The 20643-nt window shown below is 58.5% G+C and carries 23 protein-coding genes; 8 read left to right on the top strand and 15 right to left on the bottom strand.

Annotation, left to right across the window (positions count from 1 at the left end; translation table 11 throughout):
- On the top strand, positions 1 to 1678 hold a 1678-nt coding region (sbcC, locus tag CW267_RS22120), incomplete at its 5' end, for an exonuclease subunit SbcC (protein WP_101148657.1).
- Positions 1679 to 1884: 206 nt separating this feature from the next.
- Here the strand turns inward: sbcC and mak are convergent.
- Complete coding sequence (mak, locus tag CW267_RS22115; RefSeq protein ID WP_012542714.1) at positions 1885 to 2799, bottom strand: fructokinase; 915 nt, start codon at positions 2797 to 2799, stop codon at positions 1885 to 1887.
- A 91-nt stretch (positions 2800 to 2890) separates the two neighbouring features.
- Here mak and rdgC point away from each other — a divergent pair, with 91 nt between their 5' ends.
- Positions 2891 to 3802 (top strand): recombination-associated protein RdgC, encoded by a 912-nt coding sequence (rdgC, locus tag CW267_RS22110; RefSeq protein ID WP_002890285.1) that lies wholly within the window; start codon positions 2891 to 2893, stop codon positions 3800 to 3802.
- A gap of 71 nt (positions 3803 to 3873) precedes the next feature.
- Here the strand turns inward: rdgC and ppnP are convergent, their stop codons facing one another.
- The 4 genes from ppnP to aroL all read right to left on the bottom strand — a co-directional run bounded on the left by ppnP (position 3874) and on the right by aroL (position 5963).
- Positions 3874 to 4158: a pyrimidine/purine nucleoside phosphorylase gene (gene ppnP, locus CW267_RS22105; RefSeq protein WP_002890284.1), complete on the bottom strand. Its 285-nt coding sequence runs from the start codon at positions 4156 to 4158 to the stop codon at positions 3874 to 3876.
- Between the two features lie 77 nt (positions 4159 to 4235).
- Positions 4236 to 4916: an AroM family protein gene (locus CW267_RS22100; RefSeq protein WP_008805351.1), complete on the bottom strand. Its 681-nt coding sequence runs from the start codon at positions 4914 to 4916 to the stop codon at positions 4236 to 4238.
- 250 nt (positions 4917 to 5166) lie between these two features.
- A complete protein-coding gene (locus CW267_RS22095) occupies positions 5167 to 5358 on the bottom strand; it encodes a YaiA family protein (RefSeq protein ID WP_008805350.1) in 192 nt (63 codons plus the stop codon).
- A 71-nt stretch (positions 5359 to 5429) separates the two neighbouring features.
- Positions 5430 to 5963: a shikimate kinase AroL gene (aroL, locus tag CW267_RS22090; RefSeq protein ID WP_008805349.1), complete on the bottom strand. Its 534-nt coding sequence runs from the start codon at positions 5961 to 5963 to the stop codon at positions 5430 to 5432.
- Between the two features lie 327 nt (positions 5964 to 6290).
- Between aroL and CW267_RS22085 the strand changes: the two genes are divergently transcribed.
- A complete protein-coding gene (locus tag CW267_RS22085) occupies positions 6291 to 6986 on the top strand; it encodes a DUF2076 domain-containing protein (RefSeq protein WP_100781124.1) in 696 nt (231 codons plus the stop codon).
- Here the strand turns inward: CW267_RS22085 and CW267_RS22080 are convergent.
- Entirely contained in the window at positions 6983 to 7441 is a 459-nt protein-coding gene (locus tag CW267_RS22080; RefSeq protein WP_008805347.1) for a YaiI/YqxD family protein, read from the bottom strand. The genes CW267_RS22085 and CW267_RS22080 overlap by 4 nt on opposite strands.
- Positions 7442 to 7557: 116 nt before the next feature.
- Between CW267_RS22080 and proC the strand changes: the two genes are divergently transcribed.
- Positions 7558 to 8367: a pyrroline-5-carboxylate reductase gene (proC, locus tag CW267_RS22075; RefSeq protein ID WP_008805346.1), complete on the top strand. Its 810-nt coding sequence runs from the start codon at positions 7558 to 7560 to the stop codon at positions 8365 to 8367.
- A 70-nt stretch (positions 8368 to 8437) separates the two neighbouring features.
- Here the strand turns inward: proC and CW267_RS22070 are convergent, their stop codons facing one another.
- The 5 genes from CW267_RS22070 to CW267_RS22050 all read right to left on the bottom strand — a co-directional run bounded on the left by CW267_RS22070 (position 8438) and on the right by CW267_RS22050 (position 12981).
- On the bottom strand, positions 8438 to 8755 hold the full coding sequence (locus CW267_RS22070) for a PsiF family protein (protein WP_008805345.1): 318 nt from the start codon (positions 8753 to 8755) through the stop codon (positions 8438 to 8440).
- 91 nt (positions 8756 to 8846) lie between these two features.
- Complete coding sequence (phoA, locus tag CW267_RS22065; protein ID WP_012542718.1) at positions 8847 to 10277, bottom strand: alkaline phosphatase; 1431 nt, start codon at positions 10275 to 10277, stop codon at positions 8847 to 8849.
- A 90-nt stretch (positions 10278 to 10367) separates the two neighbouring features.
- Positions 10368 to 10628, bottom strand: a complete 261-nt coding sequence (gene iraP / locus CW267_RS22060) for an anti-adapter protein IraP (RefSeq protein WP_008805343.1) — start codon at positions 10626 to 10628, stop codon at positions 10368 to 10370.
- 300 nt (positions 10629 to 10928) lie between these two features.
- Positions 10929 to 12128, bottom strand: a complete 1200-nt coding sequence (locus tag CW267_RS22055) for a multidrug efflux MFS transporter (RefSeq protein WP_008805342.1) — start codon at positions 12126 to 12128, stop codon at positions 10929 to 10931.
- Positions 12129 to 12297: 169 nt separating this feature from the next.
- Entirely contained in the window at positions 12298 to 12981 is a 684-nt protein-coding gene (locus CW267_RS22050; protein WP_064144232.1) for an extensin family protein, read from the bottom strand.
- Between the two features lie 99 nt (positions 12982 to 13080).
- On the opposite strand from CW267_RS22050, the gene ddlA reads away from it, so the two are divergent.
- Positions 13081 to 14178: a D-alanine--D-alanine ligase gene (gene ddlA, locus CW267_RS22045; RefSeq protein WP_012542722.1), complete on the top strand. Its 1098-nt coding sequence runs from the start codon at positions 13081 to 13083 to the stop codon at positions 14176 to 14178.
- A 31-nt stretch (positions 14179 to 14209) separates the two neighbouring features.
- Here ddlA and CW267_RS22040 read toward each other — a convergent pair whose 3' ends face one another.
- The gene (locus CW267_RS22040) at positions 14210 to 14413 is read right to left on the bottom strand and encodes a DUF2754 family protein (RefSeq protein WP_012968852.1); all 204 of its coding nucleotides are present in this window, start codon (positions 14411 to 14413) and stop codon (positions 14210 to 14212) included.
- A gap of 253 nt (positions 14414 to 14666) precedes the next feature.
- On the opposite strand from CW267_RS22040, the gene CW267_RS22035 reads away from it, so the two are divergent.
- A complete protein-coding gene (locus CW267_RS22035) occupies positions 14667 to 14969 on the top strand; it encodes a YaiY family protein (protein WP_012542723.1) in 303 nt (100 codons plus the stop codon).
- Here CW267_RS22035 and CW267_RS22030 read toward each other — a convergent pair.
- The 3 genes from CW267_RS22030 to CW267_RS22020 all read right to left on the bottom strand — a co-directional run bounded on the left by CW267_RS22030 (position 14966) and on the right by CW267_RS22020 (position 17941).
- Positions 14966 to 16072 carry a DUF1615 domain-containing protein gene (locus tag CW267_RS22030; protein WP_012968854.1) on the bottom strand — a complete coding sequence of 369 codons (1107 nt, stop codon included), beginning with the start codon at positions 16070 to 16072 and terminating at the stop codon, positions 14966 to 14968. The two genes, CW267_RS22035 and CW267_RS22030, sit on opposite strands and share 4 nt — an antisense overlap.
- 18 nt (positions 16073 to 16090) lie before the next feature.
- On the bottom strand, positions 16091 to 17311 hold the full coding sequence (gene sbmA, locus CW267_RS22025) for a peptide antibiotic transporter SbmA (protein ID WP_008805336.1): 1221 nt from the start codon (positions 17309 to 17311) through the stop codon (positions 16091 to 16093).
- Positions 17312 to 17428: 117 nt separating this feature from the next.
- Positions 17429 to 17941, bottom strand: coding sequence for an isochorismatase family protein (locus CW267_RS22020; RefSeq protein WP_162493340.1), 513 nt, complete (start codon positions 17939 to 17941; stop codon positions 17429 to 17431).
- A 219-nt stretch (positions 17942 to 18160) separates the two neighbouring features.
- On the opposite strand from CW267_RS22020, the gene ampH reads away from it, so the two are divergent.
- Together ampH and hemB are read left to right on the top strand one after the other, a co-directional pair.
- Positions 18161 to 19321 (top strand): D-alanyl-D-alanine-carboxypeptidase/endopeptidase AmpH, encoded by a 1161-nt coding sequence (ampH, locus tag CW267_RS22015; RefSeq protein WP_008805334.1) that lies wholly within the window; start codon positions 18161 to 18163, stop codon positions 19319 to 19321.
- Between the two features lie 105 nt (positions 19322 to 19426).
- Positions 19427 to 20401: a porphobilinogen synthase gene (gene hemB / locus CW267_RS22010; protein ID WP_002890201.1), complete on the top strand. Its 975-nt coding sequence runs from the start codon at positions 19427 to 19429 to the stop codon at positions 20399 to 20401.
- Positions 20402 to 20643: the final 242 nt, after the last annotated feature.

Below are 20643 nucleotides of genomic sequence, written 5' to 3'. Positions count from 1 at the left end.
AGAAACGATTAAAGATCTGGAAGGTTACCGCGCCCGGCTTGAGGCGGGGAAGCCCTGCCCGCTGTGCGGATCCTGTGAACATCCGGCGATTGAGCAATACGCCTCCCTAACGGTCACGGATAATCAGCGCCGCCGCGACGCGCTGGAAAAAGAGGTCGCCGCGCTGAAAGAAGAAGGTCTGCTGGTCCTCGGGCAGGTCAACGCCCTGACGCAGCAGCTCCAGCGTGAGACCGAAGCGGCCCGGCGGCTCACAGAGGAAGAGCAAGCGCTCACTAAAGCGTGGCAGGAAACCTGCGCCGCTCTGCAGGTCACGCGGGATATTGCGCAAGAGATAAACGACTGGATGCAGGAGCAGGAGCGCTACGAGCAGCAGCTCTATCAGCTCAGCCAGCGTCTGATGTTACAGAGCCAGCTCAACGACCAGCAAGCGCTGGAGCGCCAGGCTCACCAGCAGCTGGAGACCACGCGCCAGGGGCTGGAGAACGCCCTGCAGACGCTGTCGCTCAGCCTGCCGGAAGAAGGCGCAGAAGCCGCCTGGCTGCACGCTCGCGAAAGCGAATTTGCCCGGTGGCAGGCGCAACAGACGCGGCATGGCGTGCTCCAAGAGCAGATCGCCGCCCTGAAACCGCTGCTCGATACGCTGCCGCCCGGCGATGAGGATGACGCGGAGGCTGAGCCGGTGATCCCGGACAACTGGCGCGAAATCCACGAGGAATGCCTGTCGCTGCACAGCCAGCTTGTCGCCCAGCAGCAACTGGAGACCGAAGAAACGGCGCGCGTACATCAGTCACAGACGCAATTCACGACTGCCCTGGCCGCCAGCCGCTTCAACGATCGGGAGGCGTTCCTCGCCGCACTGCTGGATGACGAGACCGCCCAGCGGCTGACGCAGTTAAAACAGTCGCTTGAGCAGCAGCTTCAGCAAGCGACGGTGCTCTGCGAGCAGGCGACTCAGCAGCAACAGGCACATCTGGCGCTGCGGCCGCAAGGATCAGACGCGGACGGCCCCACCCTGCAAACGCAGCTGCACGCCCTGGCCCAGCGGCTGCGGGACAACACGACCCGTCAGGGTGAGATCCGCCAGCAGCTCAGGCAGGATAATGAAAGCCGCCAGCAGCAGCAGGCGCTGGGGCAGCAGATTGCAGAGGCGGCGCAGCTGGCGGACGACTGGGGCTATCTGAATTCGCTGATCGGCTCCAGCACCGGCGACCGGTTCCGCAAATTCGCCCAGGGGCTGACGCTGGATAATCTGGTCTGGCTGGCAAACCAGCAGCTCAACCGCCTGCACGGCCGCTATCTGCTGCAACGCAAGGCCAGCGAGGCGCTGGAGCTGGAGGTGGTCGATACCTGGCAGGCCGACGCCGTGCGCGACACCCGCACTCTCTCCGGCGGCGAAAGTTTCCTCGTCAGCCTGGCGCTGGCCCTGGCGCTGTCAGACCTGGTGAGCCATAAGACACGGATTGACTCCCTGTTTCTCGATGAAGGCTTTGGCACCCTCGACAGCGAAACGCTGGATACGGCGCTGGACGCCCTGGATGCCCTTAACGCCAGCGGCAAAATTATCGGGGTGATCAGCCACGTGGAGGCAATGAAGGAACGTATTCCGGTGCAGATCAAAGTGAAGAAGATAAATGGCCTGGGCTACAGTCGGCTGGACAGAGTGTTTGCGGTGGAGTGAGGTCTGAATTATGGCGATGTCCCCTTACCCTAACCCTTTCCCGGAGGGAGAGGGAACCGTCCGGCGCCGGTCTGTAATTTCGCACGCTATTGCGATTCCCCTCTCCCTGCAGGATGAGGGGTTCCCGGCCACTGCCTCTACCACCCGCACCGTACCGCTTTTCTCCCTCTCCCTGCAGGGAGAGGGCCGGGGTGAGGGGGAGCGGTTCAGGTCCCCTGGAGCGGCCACAGCCAGGCCGCGCCGCGTACTCCGCTGGAGTCACCGTGCAACGCTTTGCGGATCGGCGTTTCACACTCGCCGCCGAAGACCCACTGCTTCACCAGGTCCGGTACCGTTTGATACAGACGCTCGACGTTGCTCATCCCGCCGCCCAGCACGATAACGTCCGGGTCGAGGATATTCACCACGTGGGCCAGCGATTTCGCCAGCCGCTGTTCATAGCGGCTCAGCGCCAGTTCGGCCTTTTCGTCACCTTCGCCCACCAGACGCATAATCTCGCTGCCGGTTAACCCCTTGCCGCTCAGCCGCTGGTAGTCGGTGGCAAAGCCGGTGCCGGAGATAAAGGTTTCGATACATCCCTGTTTACCGCAGTAGCAGGGCACTTCGGCGCGATAGCGCAGCTCATCGTCGTTCATCCACGGCAGCGGGTTATGCCCCCACTCGCCGGCGTTACCGTTGCCGCCGATATGCGCCCGCCCGTTGAGCGCCACCCCGGCGCCGCAGCCGGTGCCGATAATCACCGCAAACACCGTTTGCGCCCCCGCCGCCGCGCCGTCCACCGCCTCCGACACCGCCAGACAGTTGGCGTCGTTGGCCAGCCGGACTTCACGCTCAAGGCGCAGGCTGAGATCCTTATCAAAGGGCTGGCCGTTGAGCCAGGTCGAGTTGGCGTTTTTCACCACCCCGGTATAGGGCGAAATTGCGCCAGGAATGCCCATCCCCACGGTACCCTGCTGCCCGGTCGCCTGCTCGGCCATCGCCACCAGGGTGGCGATAGTCTCGATGGTTTGCCGGTAGTCCTCACGCGGCGTGGGTAACCGGTGGCGAAACAGCTGCTCTCCCTGGTCGCTCAGGGCTATCACTTCGGTTTTTGTTCCACCTAAATCAATACCAATACGCACGCTCAGCTCCTCACCCCGATTAACAATGCAAGCATAGCGACAATTCGCTATCATGCCCGCCTGATTTAACGACAAAGCCGTGGAAATTATCATGCTGTGGTTCAAAAATTTAATGGTTTACCGTCTCAGCCGCGATATCGAATTGCGCGCCGAGGAGATGGAAAAACAGCTGGCCGAGCTGACATTTACCCCGTGTGGCAGCCAGGATATGGCGAAAACCGGTTGGGTGTCGCCGATGGGATCGCACAGCGACGCGCTGACGCATACGGCAAACGGCCAGATCATTATCTGCGCGCGTAAAGAAGAAAAGATCCTGCCGTCGCCGGTGATCAAGCAGGCGCTGGAGGCGAAGATCCAGAAGCTGGAAGCCGATCAGGGCCGCAAGCTGAAGAAGACCGAGAAAGATTCCCTGAAAGATGAAGTGTTGCACTCGCTGCTGCCGCGCGCCTTCAGCCGCTTCAGCCAGACGATGATGTGGATCGATACCGTTAACGGCCTGATCATGGTCGACTGCGCCAGCGCGAAGAAAGCGGAAGACACGCTGGCCCTGCTGCGTAAAACCCTCGGTTCGCTGCCGGTGGTGCCGCTGACCCTGGAGAATCCGATTGAGCTGACGCTGACCGAGTGGGTCCGCTCCGGCACCGTGGCGCAGGGCTTCCAGCTGCTGGATGAAGCCGAGCTGAAAGCGATGCTGGAAGATGGCGGCGTGATCCGCGCCAAGAAACAGGATCTGGTCAGCGACGAAATCGCCGTGCACATTGAGGCCGGGAAGGTCGTCACCAAGCTGGCGCTGGACTGGCAGCAGCGTATTCAGTTTGTGATCTGCGACGATGCGTCAATTAAGCGCCTCAAGTTCTGCGATGAATTACGTGACCAAAACGAAGATATCGATCGGGAGGATTTCGCCCAGCGCTTTGACGCCGACTTTATCTTAATGACCGGCGAGCTGGCTGCCCTGATCCAAAGCCTGGTAGAAGGGCTCGGCGGCGAAGCGCAGCGCTAAGCGCCGCTTTCCTTCCTGCCAGGCAGGAAGGAAAAAACAACCCGGCGGCAGGCGCCGGGTGTCACTCTGGCTTACAGATAGCGGCACAGATAAGAGGTTGGCTCAGCCACCTGCAGATGAAATTCGCTGTTGCCTGGCACATTGAAAACTTCGCCGGCGGCGTAAACTTTCCACTCAGTCTCACCCGGCAGCAGGACATTCAGCGCCCCGCTGACCACCGTCATCTCTTCCGGCTGCGCCGTACCAAAGGTGTATTCCCCTTCCGCCATCACGCCAACGCTGGCGCGACCGGTACTGCTGCTGGTGAAGCCAATGGATTTCACTTTTCCGTCAAAGTATTCATTGCTTTGAAGCATAAACAAGCCCTTCTGATCGTCGGTTAAAGGCTCAATATAGGGGGCGCTCCTTGCCCCTGTCACGTGAAATTAACACATTAGACCAATAGTTCTGCCGCCAGTCGGGAAACCAGCACATTCGACAGCAAAACCGGGACGTCCAGGGCTTTTTGTAACACATCGCGGTGATGCTGATAGTAACCGAGACAGTCGAGCACCAGCACGTCGGCGCCCTGCTCCAGCAGCGTTTTGCCGGCGCTTAATAACTCACTGTCGCTGCCGGTAAAAGGGTTGGCCAGCGCGTAGTACGGCGACTTTTCCAGCGAGAGCCACTTTTGCCGCTGCATAGGCATGATCTCTTCCACCGGCACGATCACCCCCACCTGATGCCCATCGACGATCGACGCCACCAGCGGCGGGATGATCCGCTGCGGCTCAAGAAGGATCGCATGGTGGGTGGTAAAACCGCTTAACTGTTCGGAGCTAAGCAACAGGATCACATCATAGTTCTGCCGATCCAGCATCGCGATCACGCTGCGGATATCGCGTTCAATTTTCTGCCGCGATACCATCACCAGCTGGTTATCATTGAGCAAGGTCAGCAGGCCCTGCTCGCCGTCACCCACCGCGTACTCTTTGGTTACCTCAGCATGTGTCATATCGCCCAGCAAACTAATGTGGGTGATCTGTTCTTCCCTGATATGTTCGGTCAGGAGCGGCAACACTCCCGCCAGCGGCACAACGCCGATGGTCAAAATTGCCATCGTTGCACTACTCATATCATGTACCTTTTCACTACCACTGCTTCAAGACAGACTTACCACACACGGCATCCGCCCCCCCTGGTGAGTAAAAATCAACCGTCGAGAAGCGTAGCAGTTCCGCGCCGCGGTTGAATGTAAAGATTGCCGGGCGACAGCGGCGTGCCTGAAAAATCCGTGTGTTAGATATTCATTAGTACGACTGATAAATAAAAAATGTGAGATACGCCCGATATTGCCAGTATGGCCGGCAATCCGGGCTCAGGGGTTACGACTTATCAGGATCTTCATAGCGCCGCTTGGCATCCACGGCTTCCTGCTCGGTAGGATGTTCGCTGATCAGCGAATTGGGTTCAGGATAATCCGCGCGGAGTTGATACCAGGTGACGGTCTGACCCTGCGGGCCTTTCTCTACCGCAACCACGCGCGCTTCTCTCGGATATGGGGGCCTGTTTGGCATAGTTCTTCCTTCTTCTGGTATCAGAACTATCAAGTATAGGCGCCCCTCGCCGCCTTAATGTAAGTAAATTCTTAACTTACCGGGGTTGCCGTCGCGCCGCACAGCATGGTCATAATCTGCTCCACCACCCGATCCGGGGAGGCCGTGGCATCGACAATATGATGGGCGGCATCACGGTATAAGGCTTCGCGCTGCGCCAACACCTCGCCCACTTCCTCACGTACCGGCTTACCGGTAAGCGTCGGCCGCTGTTCGGCTTTTGGGTAGGCCTCCAGACGATCAATGAGCGCCGACACCGAGGCCTGCAGATAGATCACCACGCCGTTCTCCCGCATAAACTGGCGATTACCTTCCGCCAGCACAATACCGCCGCCGGTGGCGATCACCGTATTCGGCAGAGTCACGGCCTTCAGCGACAGGGTCTCCAGTTCGCGAAAACGCGCCCACCCTTCTGCCTGCACGATCTCTGCCACCGTCCGCTGCTCATGGGCCTGCAGCCGATGATCGGTATCGGAGAACTGAAAATGCCGCGCTCGCGCCAGCGCATGACCGACGGTGGTTTTACCGCAGCCGCGTGGCCCGATGAGAAAGATTGGCTGTGTCATGACCGAAGACCCCCTGGTTCCGCCTGTCGTAAAATATGAAAACGAAAGAACGTATTATCGCTGTTTGTTCCGTAACGTAGTCGTAAACAAAACGTTACACAACTTCTTTACACCCCATCACCACAGTGACAAAAGGGGTTCTTGATGTAAACTTATCATTGCATTAAGTGTTTAACCAGCTTTACTTTCGGCTGGGCGTTATTTTTTATCCAACGCTGGCGTAAACGGTAACACATTTATGCATAGCTTTACGAAGCAACATATTTACAACATCGTGTTTCAGACGCACCCTGATGCCTATTCGACAGTGTGACAGAGGAATGTAACATGCAATCTGAAGAACAACGCCTTATTGATGGACTGTTTTCCCGGCTAAAAGAGGCTGAGGCGCACAGTGCATCGCGCGATACCAGCGCCGAGGAGCGGATTGCCCAACATGTGAGCGCGCAGCCGGCGGCCCCCTACTATATGGCGCAAACCATTCTTATCCAGGAAGCCGCGATTAAACAGCTTAACGATCGCATCCAGGCGCTGGAGAGCCAGGTCAGCCAGCTGCAGGCGGCGAAGCCCAGCAGCGGCGGATTCCTCTCCGGCCTGTTTGGCGGTGGCGGCTCGTCACGCGGCTCTGACCCCATCCCGGGCGCGGAGCAATACGGTCGCCCGCAGGCCAGCGCCCAGCCGCAGTATGCCTCGCCGCAACAGCAACCGAACTATGCCCCGCAGGCAGCGGCACGCGGCGGCGGCTTTATGGCGGGCGCGCTGCAAACGGCCGCAGGCGTAGCGGGCGGCGTGGTGCTGGGCAATATGCTGACCAACATGTTCAGCGGCTCGCACCCGCAGGAGATCGTTAATATCATCGAAGAGCAGCCGCAGCCTGATGCCGCCGCGCAGGACGCCACCGCGGGTGACGATCCGTTCCGCCAGGGAGACGATCAGTTCCTTGCCGACAACACCTGGAACGACGACTTCGACGCCGGCTTTGGCGACGATGATATTGGCAGCGACGACGGTAGCTGGGTTTAACCCTGCTGACGCTTAACCGCCAGCAACCACTTCTCCAGCTCGGCGGCAAACTGTTGCCGGTCGCGCTGCGATAAACTATCCGGGCCGCCGGTCTGCACGCCGCTGGCCCGCAATGTCTCCATAAAATCCCGCATCGTCAGGCGCTCGCGGATCGTCGCCTCACTGTAGCGTTCCCCGCGCGGATTCAGCGCCGCCCCGCCCTTCGCCAGCACCTCTGCCGCCAGCGGGATGTCGGCGGTGATGACTAAATCTCCCGCCGCGCACTGGCGAACGATTTCGTTATCCGCCACGTCAAAACCTTGCTCAACCCGCAAAGTGCGGATGAAACGCGACGGCGGCACGCGCAGCGGCTGATTCGCCACCAGCGTCACCGGGGTCTGGGTACGCTCTGCCGCGCGGAACAAAATCTCTTTAATCACGTTCGGACACGCGTCCGCATCTACCCAAATAGCCATGCCAGCTCCTGTTACCTGCAATAAGTGACGCCAATGTTACCTGCTTTTCTCCCCCATGAAAGCGCCAGGATGGTAAGCTAATCAGATCGTAACGAAAAAAGCAGAGGGGAATGGTGATGGATAAGAAAATTGGCTTTATCGGCTGCGGCAATATGGGTAAGGCCATTCTGGGTGGACTGATCGCCAGCGGCCAGGTACAGCCGGGACAAATCTGGGTCTACACCCCGTCGCCGGATAAGGTTGCGGCTCTGCGCGACCAGTATGGCATCAACGCCGCCGGGAGCGCTCAGGAAGTGGCGCAGATTGCCGATATCGTCTTCGGCGCGGTTAAGCCGGGGATCATGACCAAAGTGCTGGGCGACGTCGCCTCAAGCCTGAATAAAGAGTCGCTGGTGGTCTCCATCGCCGCCGGGGTCACGCTTGAGCAACTGGCGCGCGCCCTCGGTCACGATCGCAAAATTATTCGCGCGATGCCCAATACGCCGTCACTGGTCAACGCCGGTATGACCTCCGTCACGCCTAACGCGCTGGTGAGCAGCGAAGATGTGGCCGAAGTGCTGACCATTTTCCGCTGCTTTGGCCAGGCGGAACAAATTGCCGAGCCGATGATCCATCCGGTGGTGGGCGTGAGCGGCTCCGCGCCGGCCTATGTCTTTATGTTTATCGAAGCGATGGCCGATGCCGCCGTCCTCGGCGGCATGCCGCGCGCCCAGGCCTATAAATTCGCCGCCCAGGCGGTAATGGGCTCCGCCAAAATGGTGCTGGAGAGCGGCGAGCATCCGGGGGCGCTGAAAGATATGGTCTGCTCGCCTGGCGGGACCACCATCGAAGCCGTCCGCGTACTGGAAGAGAAAGGGTTCCGCTCCGCGGTGATCGAAGCCATCACCCAGTGTATGGAGAAATCAGAGAAACTGAGCCGCTCCTGAGCCTGAGAGGGTAGGCAGCAATGCCCTGAGTGTTCAAAGAAGAAGGGAGCGGATAAGCGCTCCCTTTTTTTCAGGCTTTCTTCAGGCAGGTACTCATGAAGGTACTGCGTTCATCACCCTTCAACGATTTTGCCGAGGCCGCTTTGTTGCAGTCGCTCATCTTCTGCTGCTGAGGGGTGAGCGCTTTTCCTTGCGACGTAGTGGTCTCTTTTTTCAGGCACTGGCTCATAAACGTTTTGCGCTCATCTCCTTTCAGCGCTTTGGCTGACGCTTGCTGATTGCAGTCCGTCATCTTTTGCTGCTGTGGAGTGGGCGTTTTTTCTGCCGCGCCAACCGCGCTGATAAAGATCAAGCCAAACAGTAGAGTCATTAGTAAGGTTATTTTCATCGCACCATCCTTCTGTGAGTGGATCGTTGTAAGTCTGGACGCAGATAGAAAAAAAACCAGCCGGTGACGCGATTTCGCCACCGGCAGCGACTTATTTCAGACTCAGGGCGGCTTTCATGGTCGAGAACAGGTCGGTCTGGTCGGTCAGGCCGACGACGTTAGCCGCGTGTGGACCGTAGGCCGCAATGCGCAGCTGGGTGCCGGTATGCTCCATCGACTCTTCCTCAGAGTTGCCGTAGCTCATGACCATCACTGCGCCATCGTGGGTATTCAGAGCCTGGGTCAGTCCCGGGGCTTTGCTGTCCGCCGGAATGATCTGGCTGGCGTGCGCATGGTCGGCGGTGACGATCACCAGGGTATTGCCGTCTTTTCGCGCAAACTCCAGCGCCTTCTGCACCGCTTCGTCGAGGTCTACGGTTTCGCCGATCTGGCCACACGGATTCGCCGCATGATCCTGTTTATCGATGGAAGCGCCTTCCACCTGCAGGAAGAAACCTTTCTCGTTGCGGCTCAGCAGGTCAATCGCTTTCTCCGTCATCTGCGCCAGCGTCGGCACCGAGGCGTCGCGTTTCGGGTTTGGCGTACAGGTCACCGGCGCCTTATCGATATTGCCGTGATAAGACGCCTTCGGCCCTTCCCAGCGAACCGGCATATTGCCATCGGCGAAGAGTCCCAGCAGCGGCTTAGCCTGACTGGCGTCAGTCGCGGCGGCAAGGGAAGCCGCGTCGGTCACAATCTGGTAGCCGCGCGCTTCCGCCTGCTCGCGCAGGGTTTTGCCCTGCCACTCGCCCGCCGTCGCCGTTTCGGCAAAGGTCTTCGCCCCGCCGCCTAAGGTGACATCCGGCCGGGCGTTCAGCAGCTGTTCGGTAATGGAGCCTTTGCCCCCTTTCTCCAGCGCATTGCTGGGGCATTTTTCACTGGTGACCGTGGGGCCGTAACATTTACGCGATGTCACATGCGCCACCAGCGCTGCGGGGGTGGCGTCCTGCAGCTCGGCGGTGGAAACGTTGCCGGTGGCCAGCCCCGCCGCTTTCGCCAGCTCGAGGATGGTCTGATGCGCGTTCTCATGAATATCGACGCCCAGCGCGCCGTTATAGGTCTTGACGCCGGTGGTCCAGGCGGTGGCGGACGCCGCCGAGTCGGTCACGTAGTCCGGTTTCCCGGTTTTTTTATCCAGCGAATAGTGCGTGTACTGCCCGGTTAACGGCAAGGCGTCAATCCCTTTAAAGAAACCGCCTGCCCCTTGCGCATAATTTCGCGCAGCGGTAATTTCCGAATCACCCATGCCATCGCCAATCAGCAAAATAACGTTTTTAGCTGGCTTATTGATTAACGAGGCGCGCAGCGCTTCGGTTTGATCGCCGGTTAAACGACGCGCGCCGCCGGGAGTGGTGATATCTCCCTGCGCAGCGCGATTTTCCAGAACCGGCGCAGCAGTGGTTTCTGCATGAATAACCGGCGAGCCCAGCAGAGGAACCAGGGCAATAAACAGGGCGCTTAATTTCACTTTTGTCATCTCCATGTAAAAAATACTTAAAAAAAACAAAACGAGGGAGACTTTATAAAAGGGAGATGACAGAAAAATGACGGCATCCTTGTCGTGTCATAAAGACTAGCTACGAGGATGCCGCAACAGCTTCTTTAGATATTGCTGCAGCAGCATCGCATCCTGGTCGTTGACCGGCGGACAGGGCGTCACCTGGTCAATCGCCTGTTCTATATCCTGAATCAATGCCTGCTGGGCATCATGCTCCATATGGCGCAATAATGCGGTGACCACGATCTCCAGCGCTTCAACCTGCACCGTCAGTTCCTTTGCTTCTTCTTCCTTTTGCGCCAGTTTAACCAGTAACTCAGCAATGAGATTCTTCATAGCACCAGTTCCTTATGCGAGGCCTGTTTTTGATTGGGATGTCATACCCGATGACGGACCTCAGAATTACTTAAAATAAGAATCATCGCAATACCCAATATACAGCGAAACGTTTTACCACAACAAAATACCACTATAAATAGTATTGTTTAATCATGGTCGGGGATGGTTATAACCAGATGGCGCAGGAAATAATAAAATGGAATAGCGCTCACGGCATGGCGATAACAAAAAGTAATGGTAAATGTACCGACGGTGAATAACGCTGACGGTATCGCGATAAATACCGTCAGCAGAGGTTCAGGCGTTAGCCCGGCGGGTGCGGCGCAGCATCCATGCCAGCTGCCAGAGGTTAATGAAAACGATAATGGCGGTAGCAATAAACACCCAGCGGAAGCCGGCCATCGCCGATACAGAGGCGCCAATCAGCGGCCCGGCGACGTTGCCCAGATACATAAACGACTGGTTATAGCCAAAGATGCGTCCGGTGACGCTGTCGCTGCTGTATTTCAGCAATAAAGTCTGCACCGCCGGGAGCATCGCGCCATCGGCAAAGCCGAGCAGGAAACGCAGCGTACCCAATTGCAGCGGGGTGGTGACAAAAGACATGGCGAAAAACATCACCACTGCGCAGCAGAGCGTCGCGAGCAGGATCCGCGAGGTACCGATGCGATCGCCTAACTTACCCAGCCGTGGCGCAGAAATCAGCGCCGACACGCCAGGCACCGCGGCGATCATCCCGGCCAGAAAGGCGATATTGTTGCTGTCCGGCGCCATCGACTTGATAAACAGCGCCAGGATCGGGCCAATTGAGCCGTTGCACAACTGGATCACCAGGGTGGTGAAGAACAGGCTGATCACCAGCCCCGGATAGGGTAAAGAGGCAAGGACTTGTTTTCCGGTGAGGCGCTCGCTTTTACTGACCTGAGGGCGCCCTCCCTCTTTGATCAGAAACAGGGTCACCAGAAAACTGATGGTCAGCAGGATCGCCGTAATAAAAAAGACCATCCGCAGCCCGACGTGGTCCGCCAGGAAGCCGCCCAGCAGCGGGCCGCCGATCACGCCGCTGATTTGCGCGGTTGATAGCGTGCTCAGCGCCCAGCCGCTGCGCTCGCGCGGCACCTGGGAGGCCACCAGCGCCATGGCGTTGGGGATATAACCGGAGGTTAAGCCCATGATCGCCCGCAGGATAAACAGCTGCCAGACGTTAGTGGCGAAGGCCTGCAGTAAAATAGCAATCGCCATCCCCAGCGAGGCACGCAGCAGCATCAGCTTGCGGCCTTTGCGGTCTGCCAGGCTCCCCCACATCGGCGAGACGATCGCCGAGACAAGAAAAGTCACGCTGAAGGTCAGCCCCGACCACATCGACAGCGCTTCATGCGAGGTAACGCCCAGCTGGGAGACGTAGAGGGGCAAAAAAGGGAGAATTTGACTGATCGCCAGGCCGGTAAAAAAGCAACCAAACCAGACGGAGATGAGATTAACCTTCCAGGATTCCATAACTACGCGTATTCATTAATGATTTGCCAATTATTACCTAGCTTAGCAATTTCATTCCACTGGTGTACTACCATAGATGCGCTGGCGGTGAGTTTGGTGTTTTATGAGTGCGGATGAGAACCTGACGAAGCATTTTCTGGTCATTTAGGCTGCTCACAGCGCTTTATGCTCAAAAGCAGAAGCCCTGCCCGCGCATCCCCAGATGAAAATGATTGGCGTGAGCCGCATTGTACTCTGGCCCCAGCGCGTTGCCGAAGTAGTGGCAGCTGTTGTTCAACAGCGCCGCCAGCCAGGGATGCGAGGTCTCGCTCCGCCAGCCCTGCAGGACGCTGACGCGTCGGCCGTCCGCCAGGCGGAAACCGCTGACGTCCAGCGCGTCCGCCGTGGCGTGTTCACTGCGCCGCGCCTGTTGCCGATGGTAGATATTGCGGCAGGCGAAGCTGCCGAGATGATCGATCTGGCGCAGATCGCTTGCCATCAGTTGACGGGTCAGCGGTTTCGCCTGCTGCTCGACATACAGCGCACTGCTCAGCGCCAGCGGGCAGCTGGCGAGGAAACTGCTGCTCAGCGTCACGCTGCCAAAATTCGCTACCCGCACCACGTTATGCAGCGGGCAGCTTCCCTCGCTGTCGGCCACCGGCTGGCTGGCGATAAGCCGCCGGCGATTGGCTTCCGCCAGCAGGGAGGCGCACTGGTCTGCCGTCAGCCTGCGTAGCTTGAATGACGTCAACCAGCCCGGGGGATCGTTAAGCGCCAGCGGCGCCAGCGGATTCAGGTGCGGCGGCAGAGAGCGGTATCCTAACAGGCCCGCGCCGAGCAGCCCGGCCAGCACCAGCAGCGTCTTTCCTCTCACGCCCACTCCCGTCAATTGATCAGGTAAATATTATGGCAGGCAGGCAGCGGTTTCACATGGTATGTTATGCCCTTTGATGTTATCTGGATGGAAGTTGAAATGGCAAAGATGAGGGTTGGGATCGTTTTTGGCGGCAAGTCGGCGGAGCATGAAGTGTCGCTGCAGTCAGCGAAGAATATCGTGGAAGCGATTGATAAATCGCGCTTCGATGTGGTTCTGTTGGGTATTGATAAACAGGGGCTATGGCACATCAACGACGCCGGCAACTACCTGCTCAATGCTCAGGATCCTGCCCGCATTGCCCTGCGTCCTTCCACGGTGACCCTGGCGCAGATCCCGGGCCGCGAAGCACAGCAGCTGATTAACGCCGACAGCGGCCAGCCGCTGGCGGCTATCGATGTGATTTTCCCCATCGTCCACGGCACGCTGGGCGAGGATGGCTCCCTGCAGGGGATGCTGCGCATGGCGAATCTGCCTTTCGTTGGTTCCGATGTGCTGGGCTCCGCGGCCTGTATGGACAAAGACGTGACCAAACGTCTGCTGCGCGATGCCGGGCTCGCCGTCGCCCCGTTTATCACCCTGACCCGCGCCAACCGCGCGCAGTTCAGCTTTGCCGATGTCGAAGCGAAGCTGGGGCTGCCGCTGTTCGTGAAGCCGGCCAACCAGGGATCATCGGTTGGCGTCAGCAAAGTTAAAAACGAAGAGCAGTACCATCAGGCGGTGGCCCTGGCCTTTGAATTTGACCATAAAGTCGTGGTGGAACAAGGCATTAAAGGGCGGGAAATTGAGTGTGCGGTGCTGGGTAACGACCACCCGCAGGCCAGCACCTGCGGTGAAATTGTCCTCAACAGCGAGTTTTACGCCTACGACACCAAATATATCGATGACCAGGGCGCGCAGGTGGTGGTCCCGGCCGCCATCGCCCCTGAGATCAACGACAAGATCCGCGCGATTGCAGTGCAGGCCTACCAGACCCTGGGCTGCAGCGGCATGGCCCGCGTCGACGTCTTCCTCACCGCCGACAACGAGGTGGTGATCAACGAGATCAACACCCTGCCGGGCTTTACCAACATCAGCATGTATCCGAAGCTGTGGCAGGCCAGCGGCCTCGACTACACCAGTCTGATCACCCGGCTGATTGAGCTGGCGCTGGAGCGCCATGCCGCGGACCGGGCGCTGAAAACCTCCATGAACTAAAACGCGTTTATCGCGCCTGGCAGCAGGGGTCTCAGGCCTCTTCTGCCGGGCGGCGGCGGATCACCAGGCCCGCGGCCCAGAAGCTAATGACCCAGGTCACCAGACCGACGGCGTAGGATTGCCAGCCCTGTGTTTCAAACCCCAGCAGCCCCACCACCCCATTGAGAATAAAAATTAGCCCCAGCGCCACCGCGTAGTAGTGCCAGTCGCGGCGAATTTTATCTGTGAGCTTCATGCGACCTCCAACAGCAAAAAAACGCATCTTCGCATAGCCGCCCGCGGCGGTCTGTAGCGCGGGAGAGAATGTTGCTGGATTGCGACGCCGCTCTCCCTTTTCCATTCCTGTGGCGCGGTTAACACACCGGCGAAAACAGGATTATTCCTGGACGGCAATTACCAGCAATCTGATACTGACAATGGCCCCTCACTGCCAGAATACCTGCCATAGAGCTGGAGAAAAAACCAGCAGTACAGAGGTGGGAGGGCCTATGGCTGAATTCAGTTTTTCAAAATCGCTTTTGGGAAATAAAAAAAGAGGGGCGTTGACCGGCAGCCATGTCGCCTACGGCCTGTTCGTGCTGGTCTGCTGCTGGGCCGGCGCGCAGATGCTCAGCATGCTGATCCACGCTCCGGGGGTATTTGAACGCTTGATGCAAACGCAGGACGCCAGCCGTCCGCAAGTCGACATCAGTCTCGCCGTTGGCACCCTCTTTGGCCTGATCCCTTTCCTGATCGGCTGCTCGTTCATCGGGCTGCTGGCGCTCATTGTGCGCTGGCGTCAGCGCCGTTAACGCCGCGCCATACAATTTGCCCGCCGCTCATCAACCCGTTTTGCAAACCACGCCGTCGTCAGATTACGGGTAATTTTCGGACTCTCAAGCTGGATCCCTGGCAACATCTCCCGCGGCAGAGTCTTGCCCGCCCTTTTCTCGGCGAGGCGGAAAACCTGCTGATAAAGGTCGGTCTTCTCAAACGCCAGGCTGTCGCCCTTTTTCAACTGGCTGTGGATCTCGCTGTCGCTCATTCCCAACTGGCCCGCCAGACGACGCACCGCCAGCTCGGTGCTGCCCGGTTCCTCGCTGTCGTAGCGGATAAGGTCGCCGTCGAGCGCCAGTTTCACCCCGCTGGCTTTCACCACCGCGTTCTGGAAGGCGGCGTTACGGCTGGCATACCAGCCGGCGTTGAAGTCGGCAAAGCGGTACAGCGGCACGCTGTAGCTGGCCGGGTAATTCAACAGATGATAGGTGCCAAACCACAGGCCACCGCGCAGGCTGAAGACCTCCTGGCGCACCGTCCCGTTCATTTTCCACGGGTAGCCGGAGGTGTGCTGCTCGGCAAAGGCAATGCTGACCTGCATCGGCCCCCCGGTGTGCACCGGGTTAAGTGAACCGAACAGCTTCTGCCCCATAGGCACCATCCCGATAAAGTCATCAAAAATGGCGCTCAGCTGCTTTTCCGTCTTCACATTGTCCAGACGGTCGCTATAGCTTTTACCGTTTGGCGAGGTGATCTTCAGCGCGGTATGGACCAGAAACGGCGGAATGTGCATTTTTTCCGCCCGGCGGTCAATTTCCTGCCAGGCGATTTTATTCAACCCCGGCACCACCGGATCGGACTGATAGTTAGACTCCTGCTGCGCGACCGCCAGCACCGAGCAGACATTCTCTTCCGTCGGCGCCAGCTTCTGGCTGTCAAACGCGGTGGCGATGGCTTGCGCCCAGGCCTCCCGATCCTTGACGCTGGCCGGCATTTTCTGCCGCACCACCGACGCCACGTCAACGGGCTTCTCGCCCTTTTTCAGCGTCGGGGCCTGCTGGCTGGTACAGGCGCTCAGCACCATGGCCGCCAACAGCGTCAATGAACCGGGAATAATGCGCGATAAACGTGCGGCCATCATGCTTCCTTGTCTTAATTAACGTAATGTCGGGATCGCTTCCTGCAGCGGCTTGCCGTCCAGCTCGCGTTCAAAACTGCGCAGACGTTTGTAGATGGACATCAGTTCCACCAGCGTCGTCCACGAGCTAATCAGGTACTGGAACGAGCCGCGCACCTGGCCGAAGACGTTGGTAATTTGCGTCATCAGCCCGAGGGTAATCGTACCGGCAACGATCGACGGAAACAGCAGGAAAAGGCCGAAAACGTTATCCACCTGCAGGTAGAGAATGCGGGCGATATTGAAATACATATAGTGGAAATAGAGACGGAAATAGTTGCGACGCACCGCGCTGAACAGCTCGCGCACCGTCGGCGGCGTGGCGCGGGTTTCATCGTCCTCACCGTAGACCAGCTCTTTACGATAGGCGGCTTCCACGCGCTGGTTTTTAAACTCCAGGCCCGGCAGCTTAATCCCCACCACCGCCAGCAGGCCGGTCCCCATCAGCGACCAGACGATAGCGGCAATCACCAGACCATACGGCAAATGGCCGACGATAGGCAGGTCGGGAACGTGTTCGGAGAGCGTCACCAGCACCGGCAGGAAGGCGATCAAGGTCATCACCGCGTTGATAAAGCTTACCCCCATATCTTCCAGGGTGGAGGCAAAGCGCATGGTATCTTCCTGCACACGCTGCGCGGCGCCTTCGATATGGCGCAGATGCTGCCAGTGGGCCATATAGTGTTCGTTCATCGCCGTGCGCCAGCGGAAGACGTAGTGGCTGACGAAGAAGTTGTTCATCACGCCAATGATCACCGCGATGAGCGCGATGCCGAGAAAGATGCCGATCTCATGATAAAACTGGTTGATGCTGACCTTATGCGGGGTGGCCAGCGCGCTCTGGATCAGGTCGTAGAACGGCGCATACCAGGCGTTGATCGCCACCCCGACTTCCACCAGAAACCAGGTGACGAAGATGATGAGCGACGTGCCGAGAATCGACCAGTACTGCCAGCGATGCGGGCAGTAGACAAACCAGAAGAGTGCAAACACGCCGACGCAAAACAGATAGTAAGCGTAGAACACCAGATAGTTGAGCGACCAGAAGCGCGCCGCGCTGATCGCCACATTTTGCGATGCTCCGGTGACCCGCAGCAGCCAGTCGCCGCCGCCCGCCTGCCAAAAGATCACGGCCAGCAGCGACCAGATAAAGGCAGAAATAAAAAACGGCCCCGGTTTGGGGAAAAAAGATTTAAACATCATTGTCTCCTGCTAACTTCTTATCGTTCTGCTATTGCTGTGTACGACGCATACGTCGGCCGCCGCGTGGATGCGCTCTCGCGGGGCAGACGAATGATAAGACCGGATATCAACAGCTTAGTTCTGCTGCCAGGCGTGCAGAATTGTTTCTGTGGGTTTCACCTGTAAAGGATTGCCAGGAACGGTCAGCGTACGCCACACCTCATTGTAGTGGGCGATAAGCGTCGCGGCCTGCGCGGCGGGGCGGTCGGCGGTGGTATGGGCATCTTCCGCGATCACAATACCGTACCCGCGGCTGGCGCCGTTTTTAATGGTGGTGTCGAGGCAGTAGTCGGTGGCGCAGCCGCAGATGACGAACTGCTGAATGTCGTGTTCGTCCAGCACCTGCGCCAGCGAGGTGTGGTAGAAGGCGTCGCAGGCGGTTTTGGTGACATACAGCGCGCCAGCTGGCTGTTCCAGCTCGGGAAGCAGGGCGAAGCCTTCGCTGCCGGCTTCGAGGCCGCCGGCCTCATCATGCTGAATGAAAATAACCTTGTCCGCCGCGCGCACCAGACGATTAATTTGCGCGACGCAGCGCTCGCGCGCCAGACGTGGCGTGGCGAACACGCCGTTTTGCATATCCACGACCATCACTACCCGTTGAGCCGTCATTGTTCTCTCCCACGAACTTTCAGCCAAACGGTCATCATACGCGGCAGCGGAAAAAGCCGATATCTGAAAGCGTAAAAAAGTCTTTTTTACGCACCGTTACCTTTTTCCTGCAGGAATGTCGTGAATCCCACTTTGTTCTGCGCCACTTCGTAGTATAAATACCCTCTTCTTTTTTATTTATTTAATGGATGATCTCCGTTGAAACGTAGTTTGCTCATTTTTGCTGCGCTGTGCGCGGCGTCGTGGACCTCGGTGCAGGCCGCACAGCCTACCGTTGACCCGGTTTTCGCCTCGGATGTGGTCGATCGTTACGCCAATCATATCTACTACGGCAGCGGCGCCACCGGCATGGCGCTGGTGGTTATCGATGGCAATCAGCGTGTTTTTCGCAGCTTTGGCGAAACCCGCCCGGGGAATAATCAGCACCCGCAGCTCGACTCGGTGATCCGTATCGCCTCCCTCAGCAAACTGATGACCAGCGAGATGCTGGTGAAGCTGCTCGACCAGGGGGTGGTGAAACTCAACGATCCGCTGAGCAAATACGCCCCGCCGGGTACCCGGGTGCCTGACTGGCAGGGAAAACCAATCACCCTGGTTAACCTCGCAACCCATACCAGCGCCCTGCCGCGCGAGCAGCCTGGCGGCGCCGCTCATCGTCCGGTGTTTGTCTGGCCGACCCGCCAGCAGCGCTGGAACTGGCTCTCTACCGCGACCCTGAAGACCGCGCCGGGCTCACAGGCAGCCTACTCCAACCTGGCCTTTGATTTACTGGCGGACGCGCTCTCCACCGCTGCCGGCAAACCTTATCCGCAGCTGTTTGAAGAACAGATCACCCGGCCGCTGGGGATGAAGGACACCACCTTTACCCCGTCACCGGATCAGTGCCAGCGGCTGATGATCCCGGAAAAAGGCGCCAGCCCATGCAACAACACCCTGGCGGCGATCGGCAGCGGCGGAGTCTACTCGACGCCGGGGGATATGATGCGCTGGATGCAGCAGTTCCTGTCATCCGATTTCTATACCCGCAGCCAGCAGGCCGATCGGATGCAGACGCTGATTTATCAGCGTAACCAACTGACCCGGGTGATTGGTATGGACGTGCCGGGCCGCGCCGACGCGCTGGGACTTGGCTGGGTGTATATGAAGCCGAAGAATGGCCATCCGGGGATTATTCAGAAAACCGGCGGCGGCGGCGGGTTTATCACCTATATGGCGATGAATCCGCAGGCTAACGTCGGCGCCTTTGTGGTGGTAACCCGCTCGCCGTTAACCCGCTTCAACAATATGAGCGATGGCATCAACGACCTGGTCAGCGAGCTGAGCGGCGCGCAGCCCAACATGCAGACGGCCAGCCAGTAAGCTCGCGGGGGTTTCGCCGACACGACATAACGATCGTTTTGGCGAAACATCCCCATGCCATTTCAGTTACACTAACGTCTTTCATTTCACAAAATCAGGCAAACCATGACAGATTTAATCACTCGCCCCCGCCGCCTGCGTCAATCCGCTGCGCTGCGCGCCCTGTTTGAAGAGACAACACTGAGTTTGAACGACCTGGTGTTGCCGATCTTTGTTGAAGAAGAAATTGATGATTACAAAGCGATCGAGGCCATGCCCGGCGTGATGCGCATTCCGGAAAAATATCTGGCACGTGAAATCGAACGCATCGCTAACGCCGGCATTCGCTCGGTGATGACCTTTGGCATTTCTCATCACACCGATGCTACCGGCAGCGATACCTGGAATGAAAATGGCCTGGTGGCGCGTATGTCGCGGATCTGCAAGTCCACGGTGCCGGAGATGATCGTCATGTCCGATACCTGCTTCTGCGAATACACTTCCCACGGTCACTGTGGCGTGCTGTGCGACCACGGGGTGGATAACGACGCGACCCTGGAAAACCTCGGCAAGCAGGCCGTTGTCGCCGCCGCCGCAGGGGCGGATTTCATCGCTCCTTCCGCCGCGATGGACGGACAGGTACAGGCGATTCGCCGCTCGCTGGATGCCGCCGGTTTCACTAATACGGCGATTATGTCCTACTCCACCAAGTTCGCTTCCTCCTTCTACGGCCCGTTCCGCGAAGCGGCCGGTACCGCGCTGAAGGGCGATCGGAAAACCTATCAGATGAGCCCGATGAACCGCCGGGAGGCCATTCGCGAGTCGCTGCTCGATGAAGCCCAGGGCGCCGACTGCCTGATGGTGAAACCGGCTGGCGCCTACCTGGATATTCTGCGCGATATCCGCGAACGCAGCGATCTGCCGCTCGGCGCCTATCAGGTCAGCGGGGAGTACGCGATGATCAAATTCGCTGCCCAGGCGGGCGCTATCGATGAAGAGAAAGTGGTTCTGGAAAGCCTCGGCGCTATCAAACGCGCAGGCGCCGACCTGATCTTCAGCTATTTCGCCCTCGATCTGGCCGAGAAAAAAATCCTCCGTTAAACCCGCCCCTCCCCGGTGGCGCTTCGCTTACCGGGGCTACCAAACCTCATCCCCGGTGCGCTGTATTTATCGCGACCACCACACCGTAGCCCGGATAAGGCGCTTGCGCCGCTATCCGGGGACAGGCGCTAACCAATATCTGTAGCTAAAACTTTGCGCGCCGCTTTCCACCTTCTGCGCCTTCTCCTTGGCGTACCGGATTTCGCCTTCTAACGTGTTAAACCACATCATAAATACCGAAT

It is taken from the genome of Klebsiella sp. X1-16S-Nf21, from assembly GCF_002837615.1.
Classification (GTDB): Bacteria; Pseudomonadota; Gammaproteobacteria; order Enterobacterales; family Enterobacteriaceae; genus Klebsiella; species Klebsiella variicola.
The sequence above is the reverse complement of the archived record's forward strand: the minus strand, read 5'-3'. Positions and strand labels throughout refer to the sequence as shown.